Consider the following 20,098-nt stretch of genomic DNA (forward strand, 5'->3'; position numbering starts at 1 on the left):
CCGGCCGGGAGCGCCCGCCCGCCGGAACCCCCCGCGCCGCCGCACGACGGCCCGCCGGAGCTGCCCCGGCGGCCCCTGCGCAGCCGCGAGTTCGGCCTCTTCTTCGTCGCCCGCGGGATCGCCAGGCTCGGCGACATGATGGCGCCCGTCGCGCTCGCCGCCGGGCTGATCATGCACGGCTACGGCGCCGGGGCGGTCGGCCTGGCGATGGCGTCGATGACGGCGTGCTTCGCCGGATTCGTCATCTTCGGCGGGGTGTTCGCTGACCGGTTCAACGCCCGCGCCGTGATGATCGGCGCCGACCTCGCCCGGGTCGGCACGCAGGTGGCGATGGCCGGGCTCTTCCTCTCCGGCGACGTCGTGCTCTGGCAGGTCTGCGCGCTGTCCGCGCTGAACGGCACCGCGGCCGCGATGTTCCAGCCGGGGGTCGCCGGCATCATCCCGCGGATCGCCGACGACGTGCAGGGCGCCAACGCCTCGATCCGTACGGCCGAGTCGGCGATGACGCTCGCCGGCCCCGCCGCGGCGGGCGCGCTGGTCGGCGTCACCTCGCCCGGCGGCGTCTACGCCGCGCACGCCGCGACGTACGCCGTGAGCGCCCTGTGCCTGGCGCTGCTGCGGCTGCCGCCGCGCCCGGCGGACGACGCGCCGCCCCCGCCGCCGCCGAAGGGCGGGCGCGGACGGGCGTTCCTTGCCGATCTGGCGGAGGGCTGGCGCGAGTTCTCGTCCCGCACCTGGATGTGGGCGGTCATCGCGGTGTGGATGGTCTTCATGATCGGCTCCTGGGGCCCGACGGTGCCGCTGGTGGCGGCGGAGGTGGTCGGGGAGTACGGGGCCGGGGCGTACGGCGTCGTCAACTCCGTGATGGGCGCCGGGATGGTCGTCGGCGGGCTGGTCGCGATGCGGCTGCGCCCGGCGCGCCCGCTGCGCGCCGGGGCGATCGCGGCGCTCGGCTTCGGCGCCCAGCCGGCGGCGGTGGGGCTCGGGCTGCCGGTGCCGGCGATCGCCGGGGCGATGGCGGTGGCCGGGGCGGCACTCGCGTTCTGGGGCGTGATGTGGGCGACGAGCGTCCAGACGCAGGTGCCGCCCGCGGCGCTGAGCCGGGTGAACGCCTACGAGATCGCCGGCTCCATCGCCATGCTGCCGGTCGGCAACGCGCTCGCCGGGCCGGCCGCGGGGGCGTTCGGCGCGCACGCGGTGCTGGTGTTCAACGGGGTGCTGGCGGTGCTGACGGCGTGCGCGCTGCTCGCCGTACCGGCGATACGCAACCTGCGCAGGGTGGACCGCGTACGCAAAGATCCCGCCAAAGCAGACACCCGGTGGACGCATGCGCGCATGACCGACAGGTCAGGAGAAGGGAAAACAGGGTGAGCGGTTAGCCTGCCCTTACGTAGGCTCGGGGGCGATGCCTGCAGCCGCCATACGCACCGAAGAGCCCGAGCCCGCCGACTCCCCGACCGCCGCCGGTACCGGCCCCGACCTCGAAGGACCGCCCGCGGGCGGCGAGGAGGACCGCTCCGCGGTGCGCTCGCTGGTGCGGCTGTGGCCGTACGTCCGCCCGGTGCGGGTGCGGCTGTTCTCGGCGGCCGGGGTGGCGATCGTCGCCTCCTGTATCGGGCTCGTGATCCCCCTGGTGCTCAAGTGGCTCGTGGACGGCCCGGTGGCCGACCGCGACTCGGCGGGCGTGTGGCTGGGCGGCCTGCTGATCCTGGCGCTCGGCATCGCCGAGGCGGCGCTGTTCGGCTTCCGCCGCTGGCTGGTGGCTCGCCCGCTGGCCGGCGTGGAGGCGGCCATGCGGGCGAGCCTGTACCGGCACCTGCAGCGGCTTCCGGTCTCCTTCCACGACCGCTGGGCCTCAGGACAACTGCTCTCCCGCGGCACGACGGACCTCCAGCTCATCCGGATGTTCCTGGCCTTCCCGCTGACGTTCCTGGTCGTCAACGGCACGACCATCGCGGTCGGCTGCGCGGTCCTGCTGGCGCAGGAGTGGACGCTCGGCCTCGTGCTGCTGGCGCCGGTGATCCCGCTGGTGGCGCTCTGCTCGGCGTTCGAGCGGCGCTTCTTCGGCGCCGCCCGCCGGGCGCAGGACCAGGTCGGCGACCTGACGACGGTGGTCGAGGAGGCGGTGCTCGGCATCCGCATCGTCAAGGGCTTCGGCCGGCACCGCAGCCAGGCGCAGGCGTTCCGCCGGCTGACCCACGAACTGCGCGGCACCGAACTGCACAAGGCGCGGCTGCTGGCCGGGATCTGGGCGCTGATCATGACGCTGCCGGAGCTGGCGATCGGCGCGGCGCTGGTGCTGGGCACCATGCAGGTCGCGGACGGCGACCTGTCGGCGGGGACGCTGGTGGCGTTCCTGTCGACGGCGATGGCGCTGCGCTGGCCGGTGGAGTCGATCGGGTTCCTGCTGGCGATGTGCAACGAGGCGGCGACCGCGGCAGACCGCTACTTCGAGGTGCTGGACGAGCCGGAGGCGGACGCGGCGGACCGCAAGTCCGCCGCGGCACCTGTGCCGCCTGCCGTTTCCCCCGCCGCCGTGCCCGCGCAGCGCACCGCGCCGCCGCCGGAAGCCGCGGACGGCATCCGCTTCACCGGCGTCGTCTTCCGCCACCCCGACGCCGGCCCCGGCACCGCGCCCGTACTCGACGGCGTCGACCTGCACGTGCGCTCCGGCGAGACCCTCGCCCTCGTCGGCGCCACCGGCTGCGGCAAGACGACCCTCACGGCGCTCGTCCCGCGGCTGTACGACCCGACCGCGGGCCGCATCAGCCTCGACGGCCGCGACATCACCGACCTCCCCCGCGACGAGCTGCGCGCGCTGGTCGCCGTCGCGTTCGAGGAGCCGACGCTCTTCTCCGCGACCGCCGGCGAGAACGTGCTCATGGGCTCGTACGAGGCGGAAGAGCACGATCTGCTGCGGGCGTTGGACGTCGCGCAGGCCGACTTCGTGCACCGGCTGCCGGACGGCCACCGCACGGAAGTCGGCGAGCAGGGCCTCAGCCTCTCCGGCGGCCAGCGGCAGCGCCTCGCGCTGGCGCGGGCGATCGTCGGCCGGCCGCGCTTCCTCGTGCTCGACGATCCGCTCTCCGCGCTCGACGTGCACACCGAGGCGCTGGTCGAAGCCGCGCTGCGGCGGGTGCTGGCGACGACCACGGCGCTGGTGGTCGCGCACCGGCCGTCGACGGTGCTGCTCGCCGACCGGGTGGCGCTGCTGTCCGGCGGCCGGATCGCGGCGGTCGGCACGCACGACGAACTCCTGCACGGCAGCGCGGAGTACCGCGCGCTGATGGCGGGCGTACCGGAGGAGCGGACGGACGGCGCGGCCGGTGCCGCGCACGGCGACGAGGGGGAGCGGCGATGACGGCGACGGTCACCGAGAGACCCGGCGGCGAGGAGCCGGACGACGACCGCCCGCGCCCGCGGACCGACCCGTTCGACCAGGACCTGCTGCCCGCGCCCGAGGGCGCCTCGCGCACCCTGCTGCGCTCGCTGCTCGCGCCGCACCGCCGCCGGGTCGCCGCCGCGACCGTGCTGATCCTGCTCCAGCAGGCCGCGGTGCAAGCAGGTCCGCTGCTGGTCGCGTACGCCATCGACCACGCGGTGCCCGCGCTGCGGCGCGACGACCACGGCCCGCTGATCGCCGTGGGCATCGCGTACGCGGTCTGCGCGGTGGCCTCCGGGCTGCTCCAGCACACCTTCGTACGGGCCGCCGCGCGCATCAACCAGGACGTGCTGCTCGACCTGCGGGGCCGCATCTTCCGCCACGCGCAGGCCCTCGACGTCGACTTCCACGACCGCTACACCTCGGGACGGCTCATCTCCCGCTCCACCAGCGACGTGGAGTCGCTGCGCGAGCTGCTGAGCGAGGGGCTGCAGGAGCTGATCGTCGTGGTGCTCCAGGTCGTGTACATCTCCGCGCTGCTGCTCTGGCTGGACCTGGGTCTCGGCGGGGCGGCGCTGCTGTCGTTCGTGCCGCTGTACCTGCTGATCCGCAACTTCCAGCGGCGTTCGATCAAGATCTACACCAAACGGTCGACGGCGATCGCTCAGGTGATCGTGAAGTTCGTCGAAACGATGAACGGCATCCGGCCGGTCCAGGCGTTCCGCCGGGAGCGCGCGAACGACGAGGACTTCGACCGGCTCAACGGGCACCACGAGCGGGTCAACGGCGACTCCATCCTGGAGATGGCGCGTTACGTGGTCTCCTCCCGGCTGACCGCGAACTTCTTCGTGGCGGCGATCGTGCTGTGGGGCGCGTACCGGGTGGCGGAGGACGACCTCGCGCTGGGGGTGCTGGCCGCGGCGGTGCTGTATCTGCGGCGGCTGTACGACCCGATCGACCGGCTCGGGATGTTCCTCAACTCCTACCAGTCGGCGGCGGCGTCGCTGCAGAAGATCGCCGGGCTGCTGGCGCAGCGGCCTGGGGTGGCGGAGCCGGCGGAGCCGCGGCCGCTGCCGGCGCGGCGGGAGGAGCTGCCGGGCCGGGAGGTGCGCTTCGAGGGGGTCGGCTTCTCGTACCGTACGGGCGGCGAGGTGCTGCCCCGCTTCGACCTGACGGTGCCGGCGGGGCAGACGGTCGCGGTCGTCGGCTCGACGGGGGCGGGGAAGTCGACGCTGGCCAAGCTGCTGGCGCGGTTCTACGACCCGAGCGCGGGCCGGGTGCTGCTGGACGGGGTGGACCTGCGGGAGATCGCGAACGCGGAGCTGCGGCGCGGGGTGGTGATGGTCACGCAGGAGGCGTTCCTGTTCTCGGGCACGGTGGCGGAGAACATCGCGATCGGCCGCCCGGACGCGACCCGCGAGGAGATCGAGGCGGCGGCGAAGGCGCTGGGCGCCCACGCGTTCATCACGGCGCTCCCGGACGGCTACGACACGGACGTACGCAAACGCGGCGGCCGCATCTCGGCGGGCCAGCGCCAGTTGGTCGCGTTCGCCCGCGCGCTGCTGGCGGACCCGGCGGTGGTGATCCTCGACGAGGCCACGTCGTCGCTGGACATCCCGGGCGAACAGGCGGTGCAGGAGGCGATGCAGACGGTCCTGCAGGGTCGCACGGCGGTGGTCATCGCCCACCGCCTGTCGACGGTGGAGATCGCGGACCGGGTCCTGGTGATGTCCGAGGGCCGCATCGTGGAGGACGGCCCGCCCGCCACCCTGATAGCCGACCGCGGCCGCTTCGCGGCCCTCCACCGGGCCTGGCAGGACAGCACGCTCTGACCCCCGGCGGCACGGGCACCTTCGTACGGGCCCCGGCCTAGAGCCCGCGCAGCCAGGCGTCGAGAGCGGCGAAGTCTGCATCGGTGAGCCCCCGCCCGGGGTCGACACGGTGCAGCAGGGCCCGCTCCGGATGGTGATCACCCACCCAGCGGCGGTCGGCTTCGGAGATCTCGTCGTCGACCCAGGCGAACGGGCGGCCGGCCGCCCAGTCGACGAGGAGCGGGGTCTTCCAGTGCAGGCCGCCGGGCTCTTCCCGGTCGTCGTGCTCGGGGATGCCGACCACGGGCAGGTCCGGCAGGCCGAGGAGGGGCGCGACGCTCTCGTTGGCGTCGGCCTGCCAGGTCGTGGCCCAGACGAGTTCGCACGGCAGCGCCGCCAGCCGCGGCCCGTCCGCCGGTTCGACCCGGGTCAGCAGGGGGTTTCCGGTGTCGGGCGTGCGGTGTGCCGTACCGCCGGGTCGGCCGTGCCATGTGGGGCCGAAGGGGATGAGCGGTCCGTCGACGTCGAGGAAGATCAGGGGGCGTACGGAATCGGTCACAGCCGCACGGTAACGGCCGTGGCCGAGGCCCGGATCCGGGGGCCGGGACGGCGGCCGGTGGGAGTGGTGGGGCGCCCCGGGGTCAACGGGTGCGGTGGGGTGCGCGGTTCGATCGGCGGCGGGAGCCGATGACCGTGGGGGTGCACAGCGTGTCTAGTCTGGCACGCTCCGTGACCGGAATGCTATTCTTCGTTTCGGCTTTCACACCATGAAAGTTGACGATTTCCACTCCGGTAACCGCAGCTCAGCGCACGCGTCACTGGACTGGACCATAAAGGGTGGCGGTCCCCCCTTCTCAGGCAGGCGTTCCTATGCGTCACTCTTGTCGTGTACGCATCAGAAATGCCGGTCTGTTCGTACACCAAGCAGCACCCAGCACCGCCTCTCCCCACCCCCACAGAGCACACGAGTGCCAGGAGGCCGCGATGCACCTGCACAAATCACTCACCCACCGCCTCTTCTCCCGCCGCGCCGGCCGCACCCGCGCCGGCGCCGCCGTCGTCCTGGGCGCATCCCTCGCCCTGGTCGCGGGGCTCACCGCCCCGTCGGCCGCGTCCTCACCGGCCGCCGACAGCGACGCCAAGAAGAAGAACCCCGTGCCGCTGGGCCACGCCTACATGGGCATGGGCGTGACCGCGGATCAGTCGTCGCCCGACGTCAGCCCGATGGACCACACCACCGGTGTGCAGGGGATCGACGTCTCGCACTGGCAGGGCAGCATCAACTGGACGTCGGTGCGCAACGCCGGCATCCAGTTCGCCTGGATGAAGGCGACCGAGGGCACCACCTACAAGGACCCCTCGTTCAACACCAACTACCCGGCCGCCTACCGCGCCGGCGTCATCCGCGGCGCCTACCACTTCGCCCGGCCGGACTCCTCCAGCGGCGCGGCCCAGGCCAACTTCTTCGCCTCCAACGGCGGCGCCTGGTCCCGGGACAACCTCACCCTGCCCGGCGTGCTGGACATCGAGAACAACCCCTCGGGCGCGGCCTGCTACGGGCTCTCCCAGACCGCGATGCGCAACTGGATCCTCGACTTCTACAACACGTACAAGGCGCGGACCAGCCGTGACGTCGTCATCTACACCAGCCCGAGCTGGTGGAACAGTTGCACCGGAGGCTGGAACGGCATGGCCTCGCGCAGCCCGCTGTGGGTCGCGCACTGGACCTCCGCGCACAGCCCGTCGATCCCGAACGGCTTCCCCTTCTACACGGTGTGGCAGTACACCAGCACCGGGCGGGTCGCCGGCATCTCCGGCAACGTCGACCGGGACAAGTTCAACGGCACCCGCGCCCGGCTGCTGGCGCTGGCCAACAACACCGCGTAACCCGGGGACATCATGCGACGAAGGGGCCGGCCGGGGCTACGGCCGGCCCCTTCCGCACGGGCCCCCGCGCCCGGGGGTCACAGAAGATGAAAATTGCTCTACTCTTCCGCCATGTCGTGGACGCGTAAGGTCCGAACGGCCCTTCTCCCGCTCGTCGCGCTGGGCGCGCTGCTCCTCACCGCCGCCCCCGCCGCCGCGCACGAGGAGCGCCCGGTCGAGTTCCCCGACGGCACCGGCAGCGTGCCGGCGTACCGCGACGAGGAGCCCGACCTGCTGGTCTGCAAACCGGACCGGGCGGACTTCGAGGCCCGTGTCGCGGACTTCCCCACCGCGCTGCGCGAGCGCAACCTGCGGCTGTACGAGCGCTGCCGCGACCGCGGTTACGAGCATCTGCAGGAGGCCGTCGACGCCGCCGACGCGTCCGGTATGACCATCGCCATACTCCCGGGCGTCTATCTGGAGGAGCCCAGCCGGCCGCAGCCCACCGGGGCCTGCGCCCGGCTGAAGGCCCCGCGGTCCGACTTCGGGTACCAGATCCTGTCGTACGCGCAGCAGGAGCGCTGCCCGCACAACCAGAACCTCGTCGCCATCATGGGCAAGCGGGACCTGCAGATCGAGGGCACCGGCGCCGACCGCGGCGACGTCGTCATCGACGGCCAGTACCGCAAGCTCAACGTCATCCGCGCGGACTCCGCCGACGGCGTCTACTTCCGCAACTTCACCGCCCAGCGGTCCACCTTCAACTCGCTGTACGTGCTGGCCGCCGACGGCTTCGTCATCGACGACGTGCTCACCCGGTGGAACGACGAGTACGGCTTCCTGACCTTCGCCTCCGACCACGGCCTGTACCGCGACTGCGAGTCGTACGGCAACGGAGACTCCGGCATCTACCCGGGCAGCGCCTCCGACATCAACGACGGCCGCGGCTACGACGTCCCCCGCTACGCCATCGAGATCACCGGCTGCCGCAGCCACCACAACATGGTCGGCTACTCCGGCACCGCGGGCGACTCGGTCTGGGTCCACGACAACGAGTTCGACCACAACATGGGCGGCGCCTCCATGGACAGCGCCTTCCCCGGCCACCCCGGACTGCCGCAGAACCACGCGAAGTTCGAGCGGAACCTCATCCACGACAACAACCAGAACTACTACCCGTACGTCGCCGACGGCACCTGCGCCAAACCGCCCGCGGAGCGCGGCTACGAGCAGGGCGTCGTCTGCCCGCAGATATCCATGCCGCCCGGGACCGGCATCATCACCGCGGGCGGCAACTGGAACATCTACCAGGACAACTGGATCTACGGGCACCAGCGCACGGCGTTCTACCTCAACGCCGTGCCCGCGTTCATCCGCGGCGAGGGATCGCCTGGCAAGCAGCTCGACACCTCGCACCACAACCGCTACGCCGGCAACCACCTCGGCGTCGACCGCGCGGGCAACGAGCGGCCCAACAAGACGGACGTGTGGTGGGACGGACAGGGCGAGGGCAACTGCTGGCAGGGCGACGCGGGGGCGAGCAACCCGCGCACGCTGCCGGAGTGCGGCTCGCGCCCCGGCGACGTGTCGGGCGGTTCCGACCGGATCGTCGGCGAGCCGGTGAAGCTGGCGCAGTTGCTGGTGTGCGCGGAGTACGACGTGCAGGCGCGGAAGCTGCCCGCGGGGTGCGACTGGTACGGGGCGCGGGGCATCGAGCGGATCGAGGTGCAGATCGCGCTGGCCGTGGCGGTGGTGCTGGGGCTGGTCGGCGGGGTGCTGTGGTGGCGGCTGCTGCGGCGCGACGCGGTGGCCGGGGGCGCCGCGGTGGCGGGGGCGGCGGGGCTGGTGCTCGACGTGGTGGGGGCGGCGGGTTCGTACGCGCACACCTGGGTGCCGGTCGTCGCGCTGGTGCTGACCGGCGCGTGGTGGACGGCGACCGGGCTGCGGCTGCGGGCCCGACTGGCGGGCGGGCGGCCCGGGTTCACGGGGGTGACGATGGCGATGGGCGTGCTGACGCTGCTGGACGCCTTCGACAAGTCGGTGCTGCTGATCCCGTGGATACCGCTGAGCCCGGCGTGGCTGCGGACGCTGCTGGGACTGGTGTGGGTGATCTGGACGGTGATAGCGGTCGCCAGGCGCGTACCCGCGCCGGACCCGGCGGCCGGCCCGGCGGTGGAGGAGGCGGCGGAGGAGGCGGGGGGTCCGGGATCGGAGCGCGCGAAGGAGCCCGCGGCGCACCCGCACGCGGCTCCCGAGACGGGCCCGGCGGCGGGCAACGCGACGGGCCCCGCGGCTGACCCGGAGCCAGGCCGCCCGGCGGCCGGTCCCGGTCCCCGGCCGGGGACCGCCGGCCCGGCGCCGGAGGCCGGCCTCGCATGAGCCGCCGCACTCCCTTTCCCGCCCCCTCCCCCGCCGTCCGCCTCGCTCTGCTCGGCCTCCTCGCCGCCGTGCTCGTGGCGCTCGCCGGTGCCGGCTGTTCGCGCGGCGACACCCACCACAAGCCCGGCACCGGCCACGAGGTCGCCACCGGATCCGTGCCGCCCGCCACCGACGTGCCCGACCGGAGCGCCAACGGCTCCGACGCGGGCGCCGGTACGGGCGCAGGCACCGTCGTGGAGATCGCCGTACGGGACGGCGAGGTCGTCCCCGCGCCCGGCCGGGTGGAGGTGGGACTGGGCGAGCGCGTGACCCTCCGCGTCACCGGCGACACCGACGACGAACTCCACGTCCACGGCTACGACAAGACCGCGGAACTCCGCGCCGGCGAGGCCGCCGAGCTGGCGTTCACCGCGGACCGCGCCGGGGTGTTCGACGTCGAGACGCACGGCTCCGGCCTCGTCCTCACCCAGCTCATGGTGCGCTGATGCCGCTCGCCCACGGCGTCGGCGGCACCCAGGACCTGCCGATACCCGCCTTCTACGCCTACGCCGGCGGCTTCGCCGCCCTGCTCGTCTCCTTCCTCGCGCTCGGCCTCCTCTGGCCGGAACCCCGCTACGCCGGCGCCACCGCGGGCCGCCCCCTGCCCCGCGCCGTGCAGCGCCTCGCCGCCGCGCCCGCGCTGCGCCGCACCGCCGCGGGCGCCGGGCTCGCCGCCGCCGCGTTCGTCGCCGGCCACCTGCTCCTCGGCCCCGACGACCCCGCCCGCAACCCCGCGCCGGGCGCGGTCTACGTGCTCCTCTGGGTCGGCCTCGTCCCCGCCTCCCTCCTCCTCGGCCCCGTCTGGCGCCTGCTCAACCCGCTCCGTACGCTCCACGCCCTGGCCTGCCGCGCCCTGGGCCGCGACCCCGCCGCAGGACGCCCGCTGCCCGCCCGGCTCGGCCACCGGCCCGCCGCCGCCGGGCTGCTGGCGTTCACCTGGCTGGAGCTGGCCGCGCCGGAACCGGCCGCCACCGCCGCCCTGTCGGCGTTCCTCGCCGCCCACGCCGCCGTCCAGCTCACCGGCGCGGCCGTCTACGGCGACCGGTGGTTCGCGCAGTGCGACCCCTTCGAGGCGTACAGCGCGCTGCTCGCCCGGCTCGCCCCCGTCGGACGCCGCCCCGTCGACGGCGTGCTCGTGCTGCGCTCCCCCCTCGCCGGACTCGACGCCACCCCCGCCCTCCCCGGGCTGACCGCCGTCCTGTGCGTGCTCCTCGGCTCCACCGCCTACGACGGCTTCTCCGCCGCGCCCTCCTGGATCGGCACCCTGCAGACCTCCTCCCTCGGCCGCACCGCCACCGCCACCCTCGGCCTGCTCGCCGCCGTCGCCCTCGTCGCCGTCCTGTACGCCGGCTGCGCGGCGGCCGTCCGCCTGGTCTCCGGCCGGCTCGCCCATCCGCTGGGTGCCTTCGCCCACTCCCTCCTGCCGATCGCGCTCGGCTACCTCGTCGCCCACTACTTCACGCTCTTCGTCACCGAGGGCCCCCGTACCGTCGCCCTCGCAGCCGGCACTGACGATCCGGCCCCGGCCGACCCCCCGCTCGATCCCGGCGGCCTCGCCGCGCTCCAGGTCACCGCCGTCGTCACCGGCCATGTCCTGGGCGTCATAGCGGCCCACGACCGCGCCGTCCGCCTCTTCCCGCCCGCCCGCGCGGTCGCGGGCCAACTGCCGCTGCTCGCGCTGATGGTCTGCTACACGGTCGGCGGCCTGACCCTGCTGCTGGCGGCGTGACCGTGCGGCCGGGCGGCGCGGCGGCGGAGCGGTCCGGCACCATGGACGGCGTGAGCACCCCCTCCCTCCGCCGTACCCCCGTCCAGCAGCGCAGCGCCGAGCGGCTGGCCCGGATCCTCGACGCCTGCGCGGAACTCCTCGACGAGACCGGCTACGAGGGCCTGACGACCAGCGCCGTCGCCGACCGCGCCGGCGTGCCCATCGGCTCGGTGTACCGCTTCTTCCCCAACAAGCGCGCGCTCGCCGACGCGCTCGCCGCCCGCAACCTCGACGACTTCACCGCCCGCGTCACCCGCCGGCTGGCCGCCGAGCCCGCGCAGGCCGGCTGGCGGCGCATCCTGGACTCGATGCTGGCGGAGTACGTCGCGATGATGCGGACGGTCCCGGGCTTCGCGCAGGTGGACTTCGAGGCCAACGACCCGGTCGCGGCCCGGCTCTGCGACATCCTCGCGGAGCGGCTGTCCCTGCCGGTGACGCCGTCGCTCCAGCGGTCGTGCCTGGTGGCCGTCGAGGCGGCCGACGCCCTGCTCCAACTCGCCTTCCGCGCCGACCCGGAGGGTGACGCGGAACTGCTGGCGGAGACCCGGACGCTGCTGCACGCGTATCTGTCGCGCACGCTGGACTGAGGAGGGCGGGGTCAGCCTCCCAGGGCCGCCTCCGCCTCCTTCCGGCGGCGCGGCGCCTCGTGGCTCTCCACGTACCAGTCGTACGCGCCGCCCACCAGCTCCCGCGCCAGCGCCAGGTCCGGGCCCGCCCCCTCCTCCCGCAGGTGGTGCGGGGGCGGGTAGTAGCAGTCGCCCACGAACAGCACGCCCTCCGACGGCACCCCGACCACCGTCGAGTCCGCCGCGTGCCCTCCGCCGACGTGCCGCAGTTCGGCCGTCACGCCGCCGAGCCGGATCACGTGCCGGCCGGTGAACGTCGCGGCGGGCGGCACGATGCGGAACGCGTCCCAGCCGTCCTCCGCCATGGCCCGCAGGCGCGCCGCGTAGCTCGGGGCCAGTCGCGGGTCACGGGCCATCTCGGCCCGTACGTACGCCTCCGACCACGGCTTCTCCGCCTCCGTGCGCAGGGCGTCCGCCGTCAGCTCGTGCGCGGTCACCGGCACGGCCCACTCCTGCGCGCCCCAGACGTGGTCCCAGTGGTGGTGGGTGTAGACGAGGGCCCGCGCCTTGGGCAGGCCCGCGCCGCCGAGGGCGTTGCGGATCCGGCGGGCCAGCGCGGGGCTGTGGCCGGCGTCGACGAGCAGACAGCCGTCGTCGCCCGCGATCACCCCGACGCCCGCCCGCACCCGGTCCGGGTCCGGGTGGTGCGGCCACCACCACACCCGGTCCGTGATCCGCACCAGCCCCGGCACCGCTGCCGCCATGTGCCCGCCTCCCTCTCGCCGCCCCGGCGCCGACAGGCCCGGGACCCGGACTATATGCCGGGCCGCGCCCGCGGGCCCCGGGGCTACGGAGCCTCGGCCGCCGCCAGCAGCGCCCCCGTCACCGCCGCGTACGCCGCGGCCACCGGCAACGACGGCTCCGCGGCGGCGGAGTCCCCCGGCCCTGCGGCCCCGGCGGACCCCGCCGGGTCCCCGGCGGGGTGCTCCGGCACCAGCGTGTCCAGGTCCCCCACCACCCGGACGCCCGACTTCCTGATCCCCGCGACCATCTCCGCGCTGACCTCCGCCGCCGCCCGCCGCGCCCACGCGGGCGTGGCGATCCGCTCGGCGGGGTCCTTCGGCACGTGCGCCCCGCGCAGGCAGCGCACCAGGGCCTCGCGCACCAGCTTGCGTTCCGTGGCGGGGCGTTCGGCCCTGGCCAGCTCCCTGTTCACGAGCCGCAGCACCTCCACCTCCCCGGCGGTCAGCGAGCGGTTGGTGAACCCGTCCTGCTCCGGCTCCAGCACCCCGTCCGGCAGCCCCAGCAGCCCTTCGAACGCGCGCAGGTGCGCCAGCGGTTCTGCCTGGTCGACGACGACCACCGTGAGGCGGTCCGCACCGACGGCGTCCGCCCAGCGCGCCACCAGCTCGTCGTGCCGGTGCCGCCGCCAGAACGACGGCGTCGGCTTCCGGTACGGCGGTCTGCGCAGCATGCCGTCGAGCCACTTCTCGTACGTGTGCTGGTGGCCGGACTTGATGTACTCCTGCCACTGCGAGGGCAGGATCTTCACCAGCGGCCGCAGCGTCACGACGACGTGCACCCGCTCCCCGCCGAGCCCGTCGACCACCGCGCGCACCGCGGCGGCGTCCGCGTTGGCGAAGCGCTCGCTGCTGACGACGACCCGGCGCCGCCGCCCCGCGCCGGCGACCTCCGCGCACAGCTTCTCCCAGTGCGCCATGCTCGGCGCCTCCAGGCTGTGCACGGGGGTCCCGCCGGCGATCGCGGCGGCGGCGTGCGCGGGCTGCCGGGAGGCGCCGGCGTACCGGACGCCGTGCGCGGCCAGCGCGCGCCGGCTGCGGTGGAACGCCCCCTGCAGCGTCGTGGTGCCGGTCTTGTGCGGCCCGATGTGCACCAGCCGGGTACCCGGCGGGAGCGCGCCCTGCCGCTGTGCCATCAGCCCCGCCCGCCCCGGCCCTTGAAGACCCCGCCGAGCCGCGCCATCGGCCGCTTGTCCATGGCGGTGACGCGCCGCTCGAGACCGGCGAGCCGCTTCTCCAGCCGCTCGACCTCGCCGGCCAGCTCCTCGTTGCGCTCCTTCAGCTCCGTGGCGCGGCGCACCGCGCCGTCCAGCCGCTTGCGGGCGATGTCCGCCCGCTCGTGCAGCCACGCGAAGCGGTAGGCGTAGGCGCCGTCGTCGGAACCGTCCCAGCTCCGGATCGAGGGCGGCAGGTCGAGTTCGGCCATGCGCTTCTCGAACGCGGCGCCGTCGTCGCCGTGGGAGTAGGTGTTCTGCAGGTCGTTGCGGTCGAGGAACTGGACGAAGCGGTCCCAGCGCTCCCGGTGGCCGGTGTGCAGCCCCGAGAAGTCGGCGTTCTCGTACACCTTGGCCGGGTCCATGTCGGCGGGCTGGTCGGCCAGCATCTCGTGCGGGATGCCGAAGTAGCGGCAGAGCTCCAGGGTGCGCGAGTCGTGGACGAGCACGACGGCGGGGGTGCCGGCGAGCAGCGCGGCGATGTTGCCGTGGATGCGGGTGCCGAAGGCGAAGTCGCGCTCGCGCAGCTCGGCCATCCAGCCGTACGGGTCGGTGGGCACCCGCGTCTTGTCGTCGCGCAGCAGGCCGTGCGCGCCGGCGGTCGGCAACTCGGGCGTCAGCCCCTTCTCCACCGACGTGTCGCCCCAGAGCAGCAGTTCGGCGTCGGTGAGGTTCTGCGCGTAGTACACGAGGTCGTCGAAGCGCTCGTACGCGCGCTGCGCGATCTCCGCGATGGGGCCGACGCGGACGGCGTCCGGGGAGACGTTGATCGCGATCCGGGAGGCGTCGGTGATGCCCGCGTCGGTCTTGCGGATCTCGGGGAAGGTGTCGCCGTAGAGGAACATCGACGGGCAGCCGATGATGTCGACGTCCTTGAAGCCGAGTTCGTTCAGGTAGCCGGCGGTCAGCTCGCCGCGTACGCCCACCGACGCGGACCGCTTGAGCACCGCCTTCATGAACTTCTTCACCGACGGCTCGATGGCCTTGAGCCGCTCGGTGTCGTAGTCCGCGGCGACCTGGGCGCCGACGCCGATGACGACGACGGGGATGGTCAGTTGCTCGATGAGCCGGGTGAGCCGGTTGAGCGAGGCTTCGAACGACGGCCGGAAGGCGTTGGCGAGCGGCACGACGAAGGCGTCGTACTCCTCGTTTATCCGGGCGGCACGCTCCGGGGAGTAGTCCGTCTTGATGCCGTTGGACGTGACCTCGGTGTCCGGGGTCAGGAGCAGTTTGTGGACTGCGTCGCTGAAGAGCAGGTTCCCGGAGTTGGTGCCGATCAGGTCCTGCTGGATGACCTCCGTCGTCGTCGGGATGTGGAAGGGGCTCTTACCAGAGCGGATGAGAAGGCGCTTCATGGTGGGGGTGGTTCCGTTCGTGTGGGGGTGCTGCGGAGTGGTGCGGGAGAAGACTTCAGAGCGCGGGACGGCCGATGGCGCGGAAGGTCCAGCCCGCGGCGCGCCAGGGCGCCGGGTCCAGGGTGTTGCGGCCGTCGATGAGGTGCGCGGTGGCTGCGGCGCGGGCGAGCCGGCGCGGGTCGAGGTTGCGGAACTCGCTCCATTCGGTGAGGTGCAGCACGACGTCGGCGCTGCCGACCGCGTCCTCGGCGGAGTCCGCGTAGCGCAGCGTGGGGAACTCCCGGCGGGCGTTGTCCATGCCCTTCGGGTCGTAGACGGTGACCTGGCCGCCCTGGAGGTGGATCTGCCCGGCGACGTTGAGCGCGGGGGAATCGCGCACATCGTCGGAGTCGGGCTTGAACGCGGCGCCCAGGACGCCGATCCGCCGGCCCAGGAAGGTCCCGCCGCAGGCTTCGCGGGCGAGTTCGACCATGTGGGCGCGGCGGCGCATGTTGATCGAGTCGACCTCGCGCAGGAACGTCAGCGCCTGGTCGACACCGAGTTCACCGGCACGGGCCATGAACGCCCGGATATCCTTGGGCAGGCAGCCACCGCCGAAGCCGATCCCGGCACGCAGGAACTTCTTCCCGATCCGGTCGTCGTAGCCGATCGCCTCGGCCAGCTTGACCACGTCGCCGCCCGCCGCCTCGCATATCTCCGCCATGGCGTTGATGAACGAGATCTTGGTCGCGAGGAAGGCGTTGGCCGAGGTCTTCACCAGCTCGGCGGTCGGGTAGTCGGCGACCACGAACGGGGTGCCGTCGCCGACCGGCCCCGCGTACACCTCGCGCAGCAGTTCCTCGGCGCGCTCGCTCGCGACGCCGACGACGACGCGGTCGGGGCGCAGGGTGTCCTCGACGGCGAAGCCCTCGCGCAGGAACTCCGGGTTCCAGGCCAGCTCGGCCTGCTCGCCCGCCGGCGCCAGTTCGGCCAGCCGGCGCGCCAGCCGGGCCGCGGAGCCCACCGGCACCGTCGACTTCCCGACCACCAGACAGGGCCGGTCGAGCCGCGGCGCCAGGGTGTCGATCGCGGCGTCGACATAGCTCATGTCGCAGCCGTACTCGCCCTGCTTCTGCGGCGTGTTCACACACACGAAGTGCACGTCACCGAAGGCGGCCACCTCGTCCCAGTCCGTGGTGAAGCGCAGCCGCCCCGTCGCGCCCTCGACCCCCGCGACGTGCTTGCGCAGCAGGTCCTCAAGGCCCGGCTCGTACATCGGCACTCTGCCCGCCGACAGCAGCTCGACCTTCTCCTTGACGACGTCCAGGCCGAGCACCTCGAAGCCCAGCTCCGCCATCGCGGCGGCGTGCGTGGCACCGAGGTAGCCGGTGCCGATCACAGTGATTCTCAACGACATCCGTGCAGGTCCTTCTGGTTATCGGCGGATACGGCGAAGGCCGCGCCTGGCGGCGCTCCGCAGCGGGTTGGTGGCGCCGCCCCGGCCTCCGGCGGAGGCGTCGGCGGGCGCCGGCTCGGGCGTGGGGGTGGTGGCGGCCGTCCCGGTGGCGGTGGACGCGCCGGACCCGGAGGAGTTCGGCCCGGTGGCGTCCTTCGCCGCCGCGGCGGCCTTGCTATCGTGCGCGGCCGCTTCGGCGGCGGTCCTGGTGTCGAGCGAGGACTGCGCGAGCAGTGCGCCGATGACGGCCTGCGCCGCGGCGGCCGCGGGGATCGTCGCCTCGGCCGGCGGCGCGGCCGGCGCGCTCGGCCGCTTCGCCAGCGACGCCAGGTCGCCGACGATGTTGACGCCGAGCGCGGCGATGGCGGCGGTCATCTCCTCGGCCAGCTCGGTCGCCTCGGCCACCGCCCACTCGGGGGTGGTGACGCGCGCCTCGTCGCGGCCGGGCTGGTACTTGTCGCGCATCCGGCGCAGCGCCCCGGCGCGTACGACCTTGCCGTGCCGCTCCACGGACCAGCCGCGGCGGTGCGACTCCACGTTGAGCAGCCGGACCAGCTCGGCCTCGCCGTGGGTCATCGACCGGTTGTCCCGCTCGTCGTAGACGAGGAACCCGGCCGGCAGCCCGGCGAACTCCTCGAAGACGCGGAGCTGCATCTGCTGGTCGGACTCGTCCTGCACCAGGACGGTCAGGTTCTCCGGGCCCGCGGCCGCCGCCCAGCGGGCGATCAGCTCGTCGTGCCGGTGCCGACGCCAGAAGCTGGGCGTCGGCTCGATACACGGCTCCCGGTGGAACATGGCCTCCAGCCAGTCCTCGTACGACGAGCGCAGCCCGTTGCGCACGTACTGCTGCCACTGCGACGGCAGGATCTTCAGCAGCGGCCGCAGCGTGACGACCACGTGCACCCGTCCGCCGCCGCCGAGTTCCGCGACGACGTCGCGGGCGGCGTCGTCACCGGCGTTGGAGAAGTACTCGGTGCTGATGACCGTGCGCCGGTCGGCGGCCTGCTCGACCTGCTGCACCAGCCGCCGCCAGCGCTCCATGCCGGGCCGGTCGCGCTGCAGGAACACGTCGAGCTCTTCGCGTACGGGCGTGCCCGCGGGCCCCGGGAACTCGACCCCGATCTTGGCGAGCGCCGCCGCGACCGGCTGCCGCTTGCTGCCGGCGTAGACCACGTCGTAGGCGGGCAGCCGGTCACGCGCGCTGTGGAACGCGCCCTGCAGCGCGGTAGTGCCGGTCTTGTGCGGACCTATGTGGAGGAGGCGCCCGCCGCGCGGCACCGTGGGCACCAGCGACGGCGGCGTTGGCTGCGTCGGCATCAGAAGTCCTTCTCTCATCCGACACTCTCCGGCAACTGGTCGTCCAGCCAGCCCGTGAGCGTCTGCATGTACGTCTCGGTGATGTGCTCACCGGCCCGGTAGACGATCACGTTGCCGATGACGGCCGGGCAGGTACCGTCCGGGCAGAGCTCGGGCGCGAGGTCGATGACGTCGACCCCGGTCCGCTTCGCCGCCTCCGTGGTGACCTGCTCGTATTCCAGCCCCTCGCGCAGCGGGAACGCGCAGTCGGTGAGTTGGTCGGTGGCTCCCGACACGCACGAGGGTATGTCCTGCGGCGGGTACGGGATGTCGGCGAACGCTGTGACGTCCGCCCCGTTCTCCTTCAGCTCGCGCAGCGTGGCGGCCATCCCCTCGCGCAGGGCGGCGGTGTTGTCGTCGCCGTCGAGCTTGTCGCCGCCGCTCATGGCCGCCTGGTCGTCGCGGTTGCCGACCAGGACGAGGTCGGCCTCCTCCGCCGCGATGCGCTCGACGGCGGAGGCGCGCCAGTCGTCGCACTCGGTGTAGTCGCGCTCGTACTGCCGGTTGTAGATGGTGACCTTGGCGGGCGTGCAGGCGGACTTGGTGAGGATCAGCAGCCGCCAGCCGCGCTCCTCGGCGACGGTGATCAGCGCCGGGGAGAACTGCGCGGCGTGCGAGTCGCCGAAGAGCGCCACCGTGGTGTCCGAGTCCTTGTCGCCGTAGACGCAGCCCTCGGCCTCGGTGTCGCGCTGGCCCGCGTGGCAGCCGTTGCCGTACACCGCGCCCTCGTCGGCGTCGGCGTCCTCGGGCAGCGGGCTGAGCACGGAGGCGGACTCCTGGACCTTCGTGGAGTCCTGCAGCGCGGCGGCGCCGACGGCCTGCGAGGGGTCGGCGAGCTTCATGGTCGGCACGGTGGCCCAGGTCAGCCAGCCCAGCAGGGCGCCGGCGGCGGTGCAGGCGAGGCCGAGGACGAGGCCGCGGCCCACCGGCGCCAGCGCGCGCGAGACCCGTACCGGGTTCTCCACCAGCTTGTGGGTGAGCGCGGCGGGCACCCAGCTCGCCGCGACCACGACCGAGAGCTGGGCGGTGGTGATGCCGGGCCACTTGACGGTCGCGAAGGCGACGGCCGGCCAGTGCCAGAGGTACCAGGAGTACGAGATGCGCCCCACGTACCGCATCGGCGCGGTGCCCAGCAGCTTCGCGCCCGCCGTGTCCTGCGCCGCGGCCCCGGCCGCGATGATCGCGGCGGCGCCCAGCACGGGCAGCGCGGCGGCGGAGCCGGGGAACGGGGTGTCGTCGGAGAAGCCGAAAGCGGCCACCGCGATGGCCCCGAGCCCGGCCAGGGCCAGCCCGCCGGCGAGCCGGCCCGGCAGCCGCCGCCAAGCGTCCGCGGGCACCAGCGCGACCAGCCCGCCGACGGCCAGCTCCCAGCCGCGGGTGAAGGTGGAGAAGTACGCGGCGCCGGCCTCCTCCTGGGTGAGGTAGACGGAGTACGCGAACGAGGCCACGGCGATGGCGCCGAGCGCGACCGCCAGCCGCGGGCGCACCGCCTTGCCGCCGCGGCGCGTGCACCACCAGCCGATGGCGATGATCAGCAGCGGCCAGACCAGGTAGAACTGCTCCTCGACCGCCAGCGACCAGAAGTGCTGTACGGGGCTGGCGTCGGCGCCGAGCGCGGAGTAGTCGACGGCGAGCGACGCCTGCTGCCAGTTGACGACGTAGAGCGCGGCCGCGGCCAGGTCCTTGGCGACCGTCTTGCGTTCCACCGGCGACATCAGCAGCCACGCCAGCAGCGCGACCGCCGCCAGCACGACGGCGGTCGACGGCAGCAGCCGGCGGGCGCGGCGCGCGTAGAACCCGGTGAGGGAGATCCGCCCGCTGCGCTCCAGCTCGCGCACCAGCAGCCCGGTGATCAGGAAGCCGGAGATGACGAAGAAGACGTCCACGCCGACGTAGCCGCCGGAGATGAGCGGGACGCCGGCGTGGTAGAGCAGCACCACCCCGACGGCGACGGCCCGCAGGCCCTCGACGTCGGGACGGAACCCCCGGCCGGGGCCGGCCGCGCGCTGCGCGTCCGGCTGGGACCGGCGCTCGGTCGGATCGTGCGCTTCGAGCGCCGGGGCCTGCTGGCCGTGCATCAACCCTCCGGGTAACGGTGCTGGTGGTGTGGGGTACGCCTGCCGCGCC

15 protein-coding genes are annotated in these 20,098 nt (G+C 73.8%); 8 read left to right on the forward strand and 7 right to left on the reverse strand.

Annotated features, from left to right (window positions below; genetic code table 11):
* The first annotated feature begins 75 nt into the window (after positions 1-75).
* The 3 genes from ACFYVJ_RS23760 to ACFYVJ_RS23770 are packed head-to-tail and all read left to right on the forward strand — an operon-like array spanning position 76 to position 5,214.
* Positions 76-1,371: an MFS transporter gene (locus ACFYVJ_RS23760; protein ID WP_388895056.1), complete on the forward strand. Its 1,296-nt coding sequence runs from the start codon at positions 76-78 to the stop codon at positions 1,369-1,371.
* Positions 1,372-1,405: 34 nt separating this feature from the next.
* A complete protein-coding gene (locus ACFYVJ_RS23765; RefSeq protein ID WP_388894812.1) occupies positions 1,406-3,361 on the forward strand; it encodes an ABC transporter ATP-binding protein in 1,956 nt (651 codons plus the stop codon).
* Positions 3,358-5,214, forward strand: a complete 1,857-nt coding sequence (locus tag ACFYVJ_RS23770; protein ID WP_388894815.1) for an ABC transporter ATP-binding protein — start codon at positions 3,358-3,360, stop codon at positions 5,212-5,214. The genes ACFYVJ_RS23765 and ACFYVJ_RS23770 overlap by 4 nt, the downstream gene beginning before the upstream one ends.
* A 37-nt stretch (positions 5,215-5,251) precedes the next feature.
* Here the strand turns inward: ACFYVJ_RS23770 and ACFYVJ_RS23775 are convergent, their stop codons facing one another.
* Positions 5,252-5,752, reverse strand: coding sequence for an HAD domain-containing protein (locus ACFYVJ_RS23775; protein ID WP_388894818.1), 501 nt, complete (start codon positions 5,750-5,752; stop codon positions 5,252-5,254).
* 425 nt (positions 5,753-6,177) lie between these two features.
* On the opposite strand from ACFYVJ_RS23775, the gene ACFYVJ_RS23780 reads away from it, so the two are divergent.
* From ACFYVJ_RS23780 to ACFYVJ_RS23800, 5 genes are all read left to right on the forward strand, one after another.
* Positions 6,178-7,080 carry a lysozyme gene (locus ACFYVJ_RS23780; RefSeq protein ID WP_388894821.1) on the forward strand — a complete coding sequence of 301 codons (903 nt, stop codon included), beginning with the start codon at positions 6,178-6,180 and terminating at the stop codon, positions 7,078-7,080.
* A 111-nt stretch (positions 7,081-7,191) separates the two neighbouring features.
* Positions 7,192-9,438 carry a right-handed parallel beta-helix repeat-containing protein gene (locus tag ACFYVJ_RS23785; RefSeq protein WP_388894824.1) on the forward strand — a complete coding sequence of 749 codons (2,247 nt, stop codon included), beginning with the start codon at positions 7,192-7,194 and terminating at the stop codon, positions 9,436-9,438.
* Complete coding sequence (locus tag ACFYVJ_RS23790; protein ID WP_388894827.1) at positions 9,435-9,923, forward strand: hypothetical protein; 489 nt, start codon at positions 9,435-9,437, stop codon at positions 9,921-9,923. The genes ACFYVJ_RS23785 and ACFYVJ_RS23790 overlap by 4 nt, the downstream gene beginning before the upstream one ends.
* Entirely contained in the window at positions 9,923-11,206 is a 1,284-nt protein-coding gene (locus ACFYVJ_RS23795) for a hypothetical protein (protein ID WP_388894830.1), read from the forward strand. Before ACFYVJ_RS23790 ends, ACFYVJ_RS23795 begins: the two co-directional genes overlap by 1 nt.
* A gap of 41 nt (positions 11,207-11,247) precedes the next feature.
* Complete coding sequence (locus ACFYVJ_RS23800; protein WP_388895059.1) at positions 11,248-11,832, forward strand: TetR/AcrR family transcriptional regulator; 585 nt, start codon at positions 11,248-11,250, stop codon at positions 11,830-11,832.
* An 11-nt stretch (positions 11,833-11,843) separates the two neighbouring features.
* Here ACFYVJ_RS23800 and ACFYVJ_RS23805 read toward each other — a convergent pair whose 3' ends face one another.
* The 6 genes from ACFYVJ_RS23805 to ACFYVJ_RS23830 all read right to left on the reverse strand — a co-directional run bounded on the left by ACFYVJ_RS23805 (position 11,844) and on the right by ACFYVJ_RS23830 (position 20,049).
* Positions 11,844-12,575 carry an MBL fold metallo-hydrolase gene (locus ACFYVJ_RS23805; RefSeq protein ID WP_388894832.1) on the reverse strand — a complete coding sequence of 244 codons (732 nt, stop codon included), beginning with the start codon at positions 12,573-12,575 and terminating at the stop codon, positions 11,844-11,846.
* Positions 12,576-12,658: 83 nt separating this feature from the next.
* On the reverse strand, positions 12,659-13,747 hold the full coding sequence (locus ACFYVJ_RS23810; protein ID WP_388894834.1) for a hypothetical protein: 1,089 nt from the start codon (positions 13,745-13,747) through the stop codon (positions 12,659-12,661).
* Positions 13,747-15,180: a polysaccharide pyruvyl transferase family protein gene (locus ACFYVJ_RS23815; protein ID WP_388894836.1), complete on the reverse strand. Its 1,434-nt coding sequence runs from the start codon at positions 15,178-15,180 to the stop codon at positions 13,747-13,749. Before ACFYVJ_RS23815 ends, ACFYVJ_RS23810 begins: the two co-directional genes overlap by 1 nt.
* A gap of 55 nt (positions 15,181-15,235) precedes the next feature.
* Positions 15,236-16,576: a UDP-glucose dehydrogenase family protein gene (locus tag ACFYVJ_RS23820; RefSeq protein WP_388894838.1), complete on the reverse strand. Its 1,341-nt coding sequence runs from the start codon at positions 16,574-16,576 to the stop codon at positions 15,236-15,238.
* An 18-nt stretch (positions 16,577-16,594) separates the two neighbouring features.
* On the reverse strand, positions 16,595-17,932 hold the full coding sequence (locus tag ACFYVJ_RS23825; protein WP_388894841.1) for a hypothetical protein: 1,338 nt from the start codon (positions 17,930-17,932) through the stop codon (positions 16,595-16,597).
* A gap of 14 nt (positions 17,933-17,946) precedes the next feature.
* Entirely contained in the window at positions 17,947-20,049 is a 2,103-nt protein-coding gene (locus tag ACFYVJ_RS23830; protein WP_388894844.1) for an acyltransferase family protein, read from the reverse strand.
* Between the last annotated feature and the right edge of the window lie 49 nt (positions 20,050-20,098).

Source organism: Streptomyces sp. NPDC004134 (assembly GCF_042874195.1).
GTDB lineage: Bacteria > Actinomycetota > Actinomycetes > Streptomycetales > Streptomycetaceae > Streptomyces.

What these genes read in the sequence shown, in the direction of transcription:
- ACFYVJ_RS23765 (WP_388894812.1), top strand. Translation starts at nt 1,406, where the DNA reads ATGCCTGCAGCCGCCATACGCACCGAAGAGCCCGAGCCCGCCGACTCC.
- ACFYVJ_RS23770 (WP_388894815.1), top strand. Translation starts at nt 3,358, where the DNA reads ATGACGGCGACGGTCACCGAGAGACCCGGCGGCGAGGAGCCGGACGAC.
- ACFYVJ_RS23780 (WP_388894821.1), top strand. Translation starts at nt 6,178, where the DNA reads ATGCACCTGCACAAATCACTCACCCACCGCCTCTTCTCCCGCCGCGCC.
- ACFYVJ_RS23785 (WP_388894824.1), top strand. Translation starts at nt 7,192, where the DNA reads ATGTCGTGGACGCGTAAGGTCCGAACGGCCCTTCTCCCGCTCGTCGCG.
- ACFYVJ_RS23790 (WP_388894827.1), top strand. Translation starts at nt 9,435, where the DNA reads ATGAGCCGCCGCACTCCCTTTCCCGCCCCCTCCCCCGCCGTCCGCCTC.
- ACFYVJ_RS23795 (WP_388894830.1), top strand. Translation starts at nt 9,923, where the DNA reads ATGCCGCTCGCCCACGGCGTCGGCGGCACCCAGGACCTGCCGATACCC.
- ACFYVJ_RS23800 (WP_388895059.1), top strand. Translation starts at nt 11,248, where the DNA reads ATGGACGGCGTGAGCACCCCCTCCCTCCGCCGTACCCCCGTCCAGCAG.
- ACFYVJ_RS23805 (WP_388894832.1), bottom strand. Translation starts at nt 12,575, where the DNA reads ATGGCGGCAGCGGTGCCGGGGCTGGTGCGGATCACGGACCGGGTGTGG.
- ACFYVJ_RS23810 (WP_388894834.1), bottom strand. Translation starts at nt 13,747, where the DNA reads ATGGCACAGCGGCAGGGCGCGCTCCCGCCGGGTACCCGGCTGGTGCAC.
- ACFYVJ_RS23815 (WP_388894836.1), bottom strand. Translation starts at nt 15,180, where the DNA reads ATGAAGCGCCTTCTCATCCGCTCTGGTAAGAGCCCCTTCCACATCCCG.
- ACFYVJ_RS23820 (WP_388894838.1), bottom strand. Translation starts at nt 16,576, where the DNA reads ATGTCGTTGAGAATCACTGTGATCGGCACCGGCTACCTCGGTGCCACG.
- ACFYVJ_RS23825 (WP_388894841.1), bottom strand. Translation starts at nt 17,932, where the DNA reads ATGCCGACGCAGCCAACGCCGCCGTCGCTGGTGCCCACGGTGCCGCGC.
- ACFYVJ_RS23830 (WP_388894844.1), bottom strand. Translation starts at nt 20,049, where the DNA reads ATGCACGGCCAGCAGGCCCCGGCGCTCGAAGCGCACGATCCGACCGAG.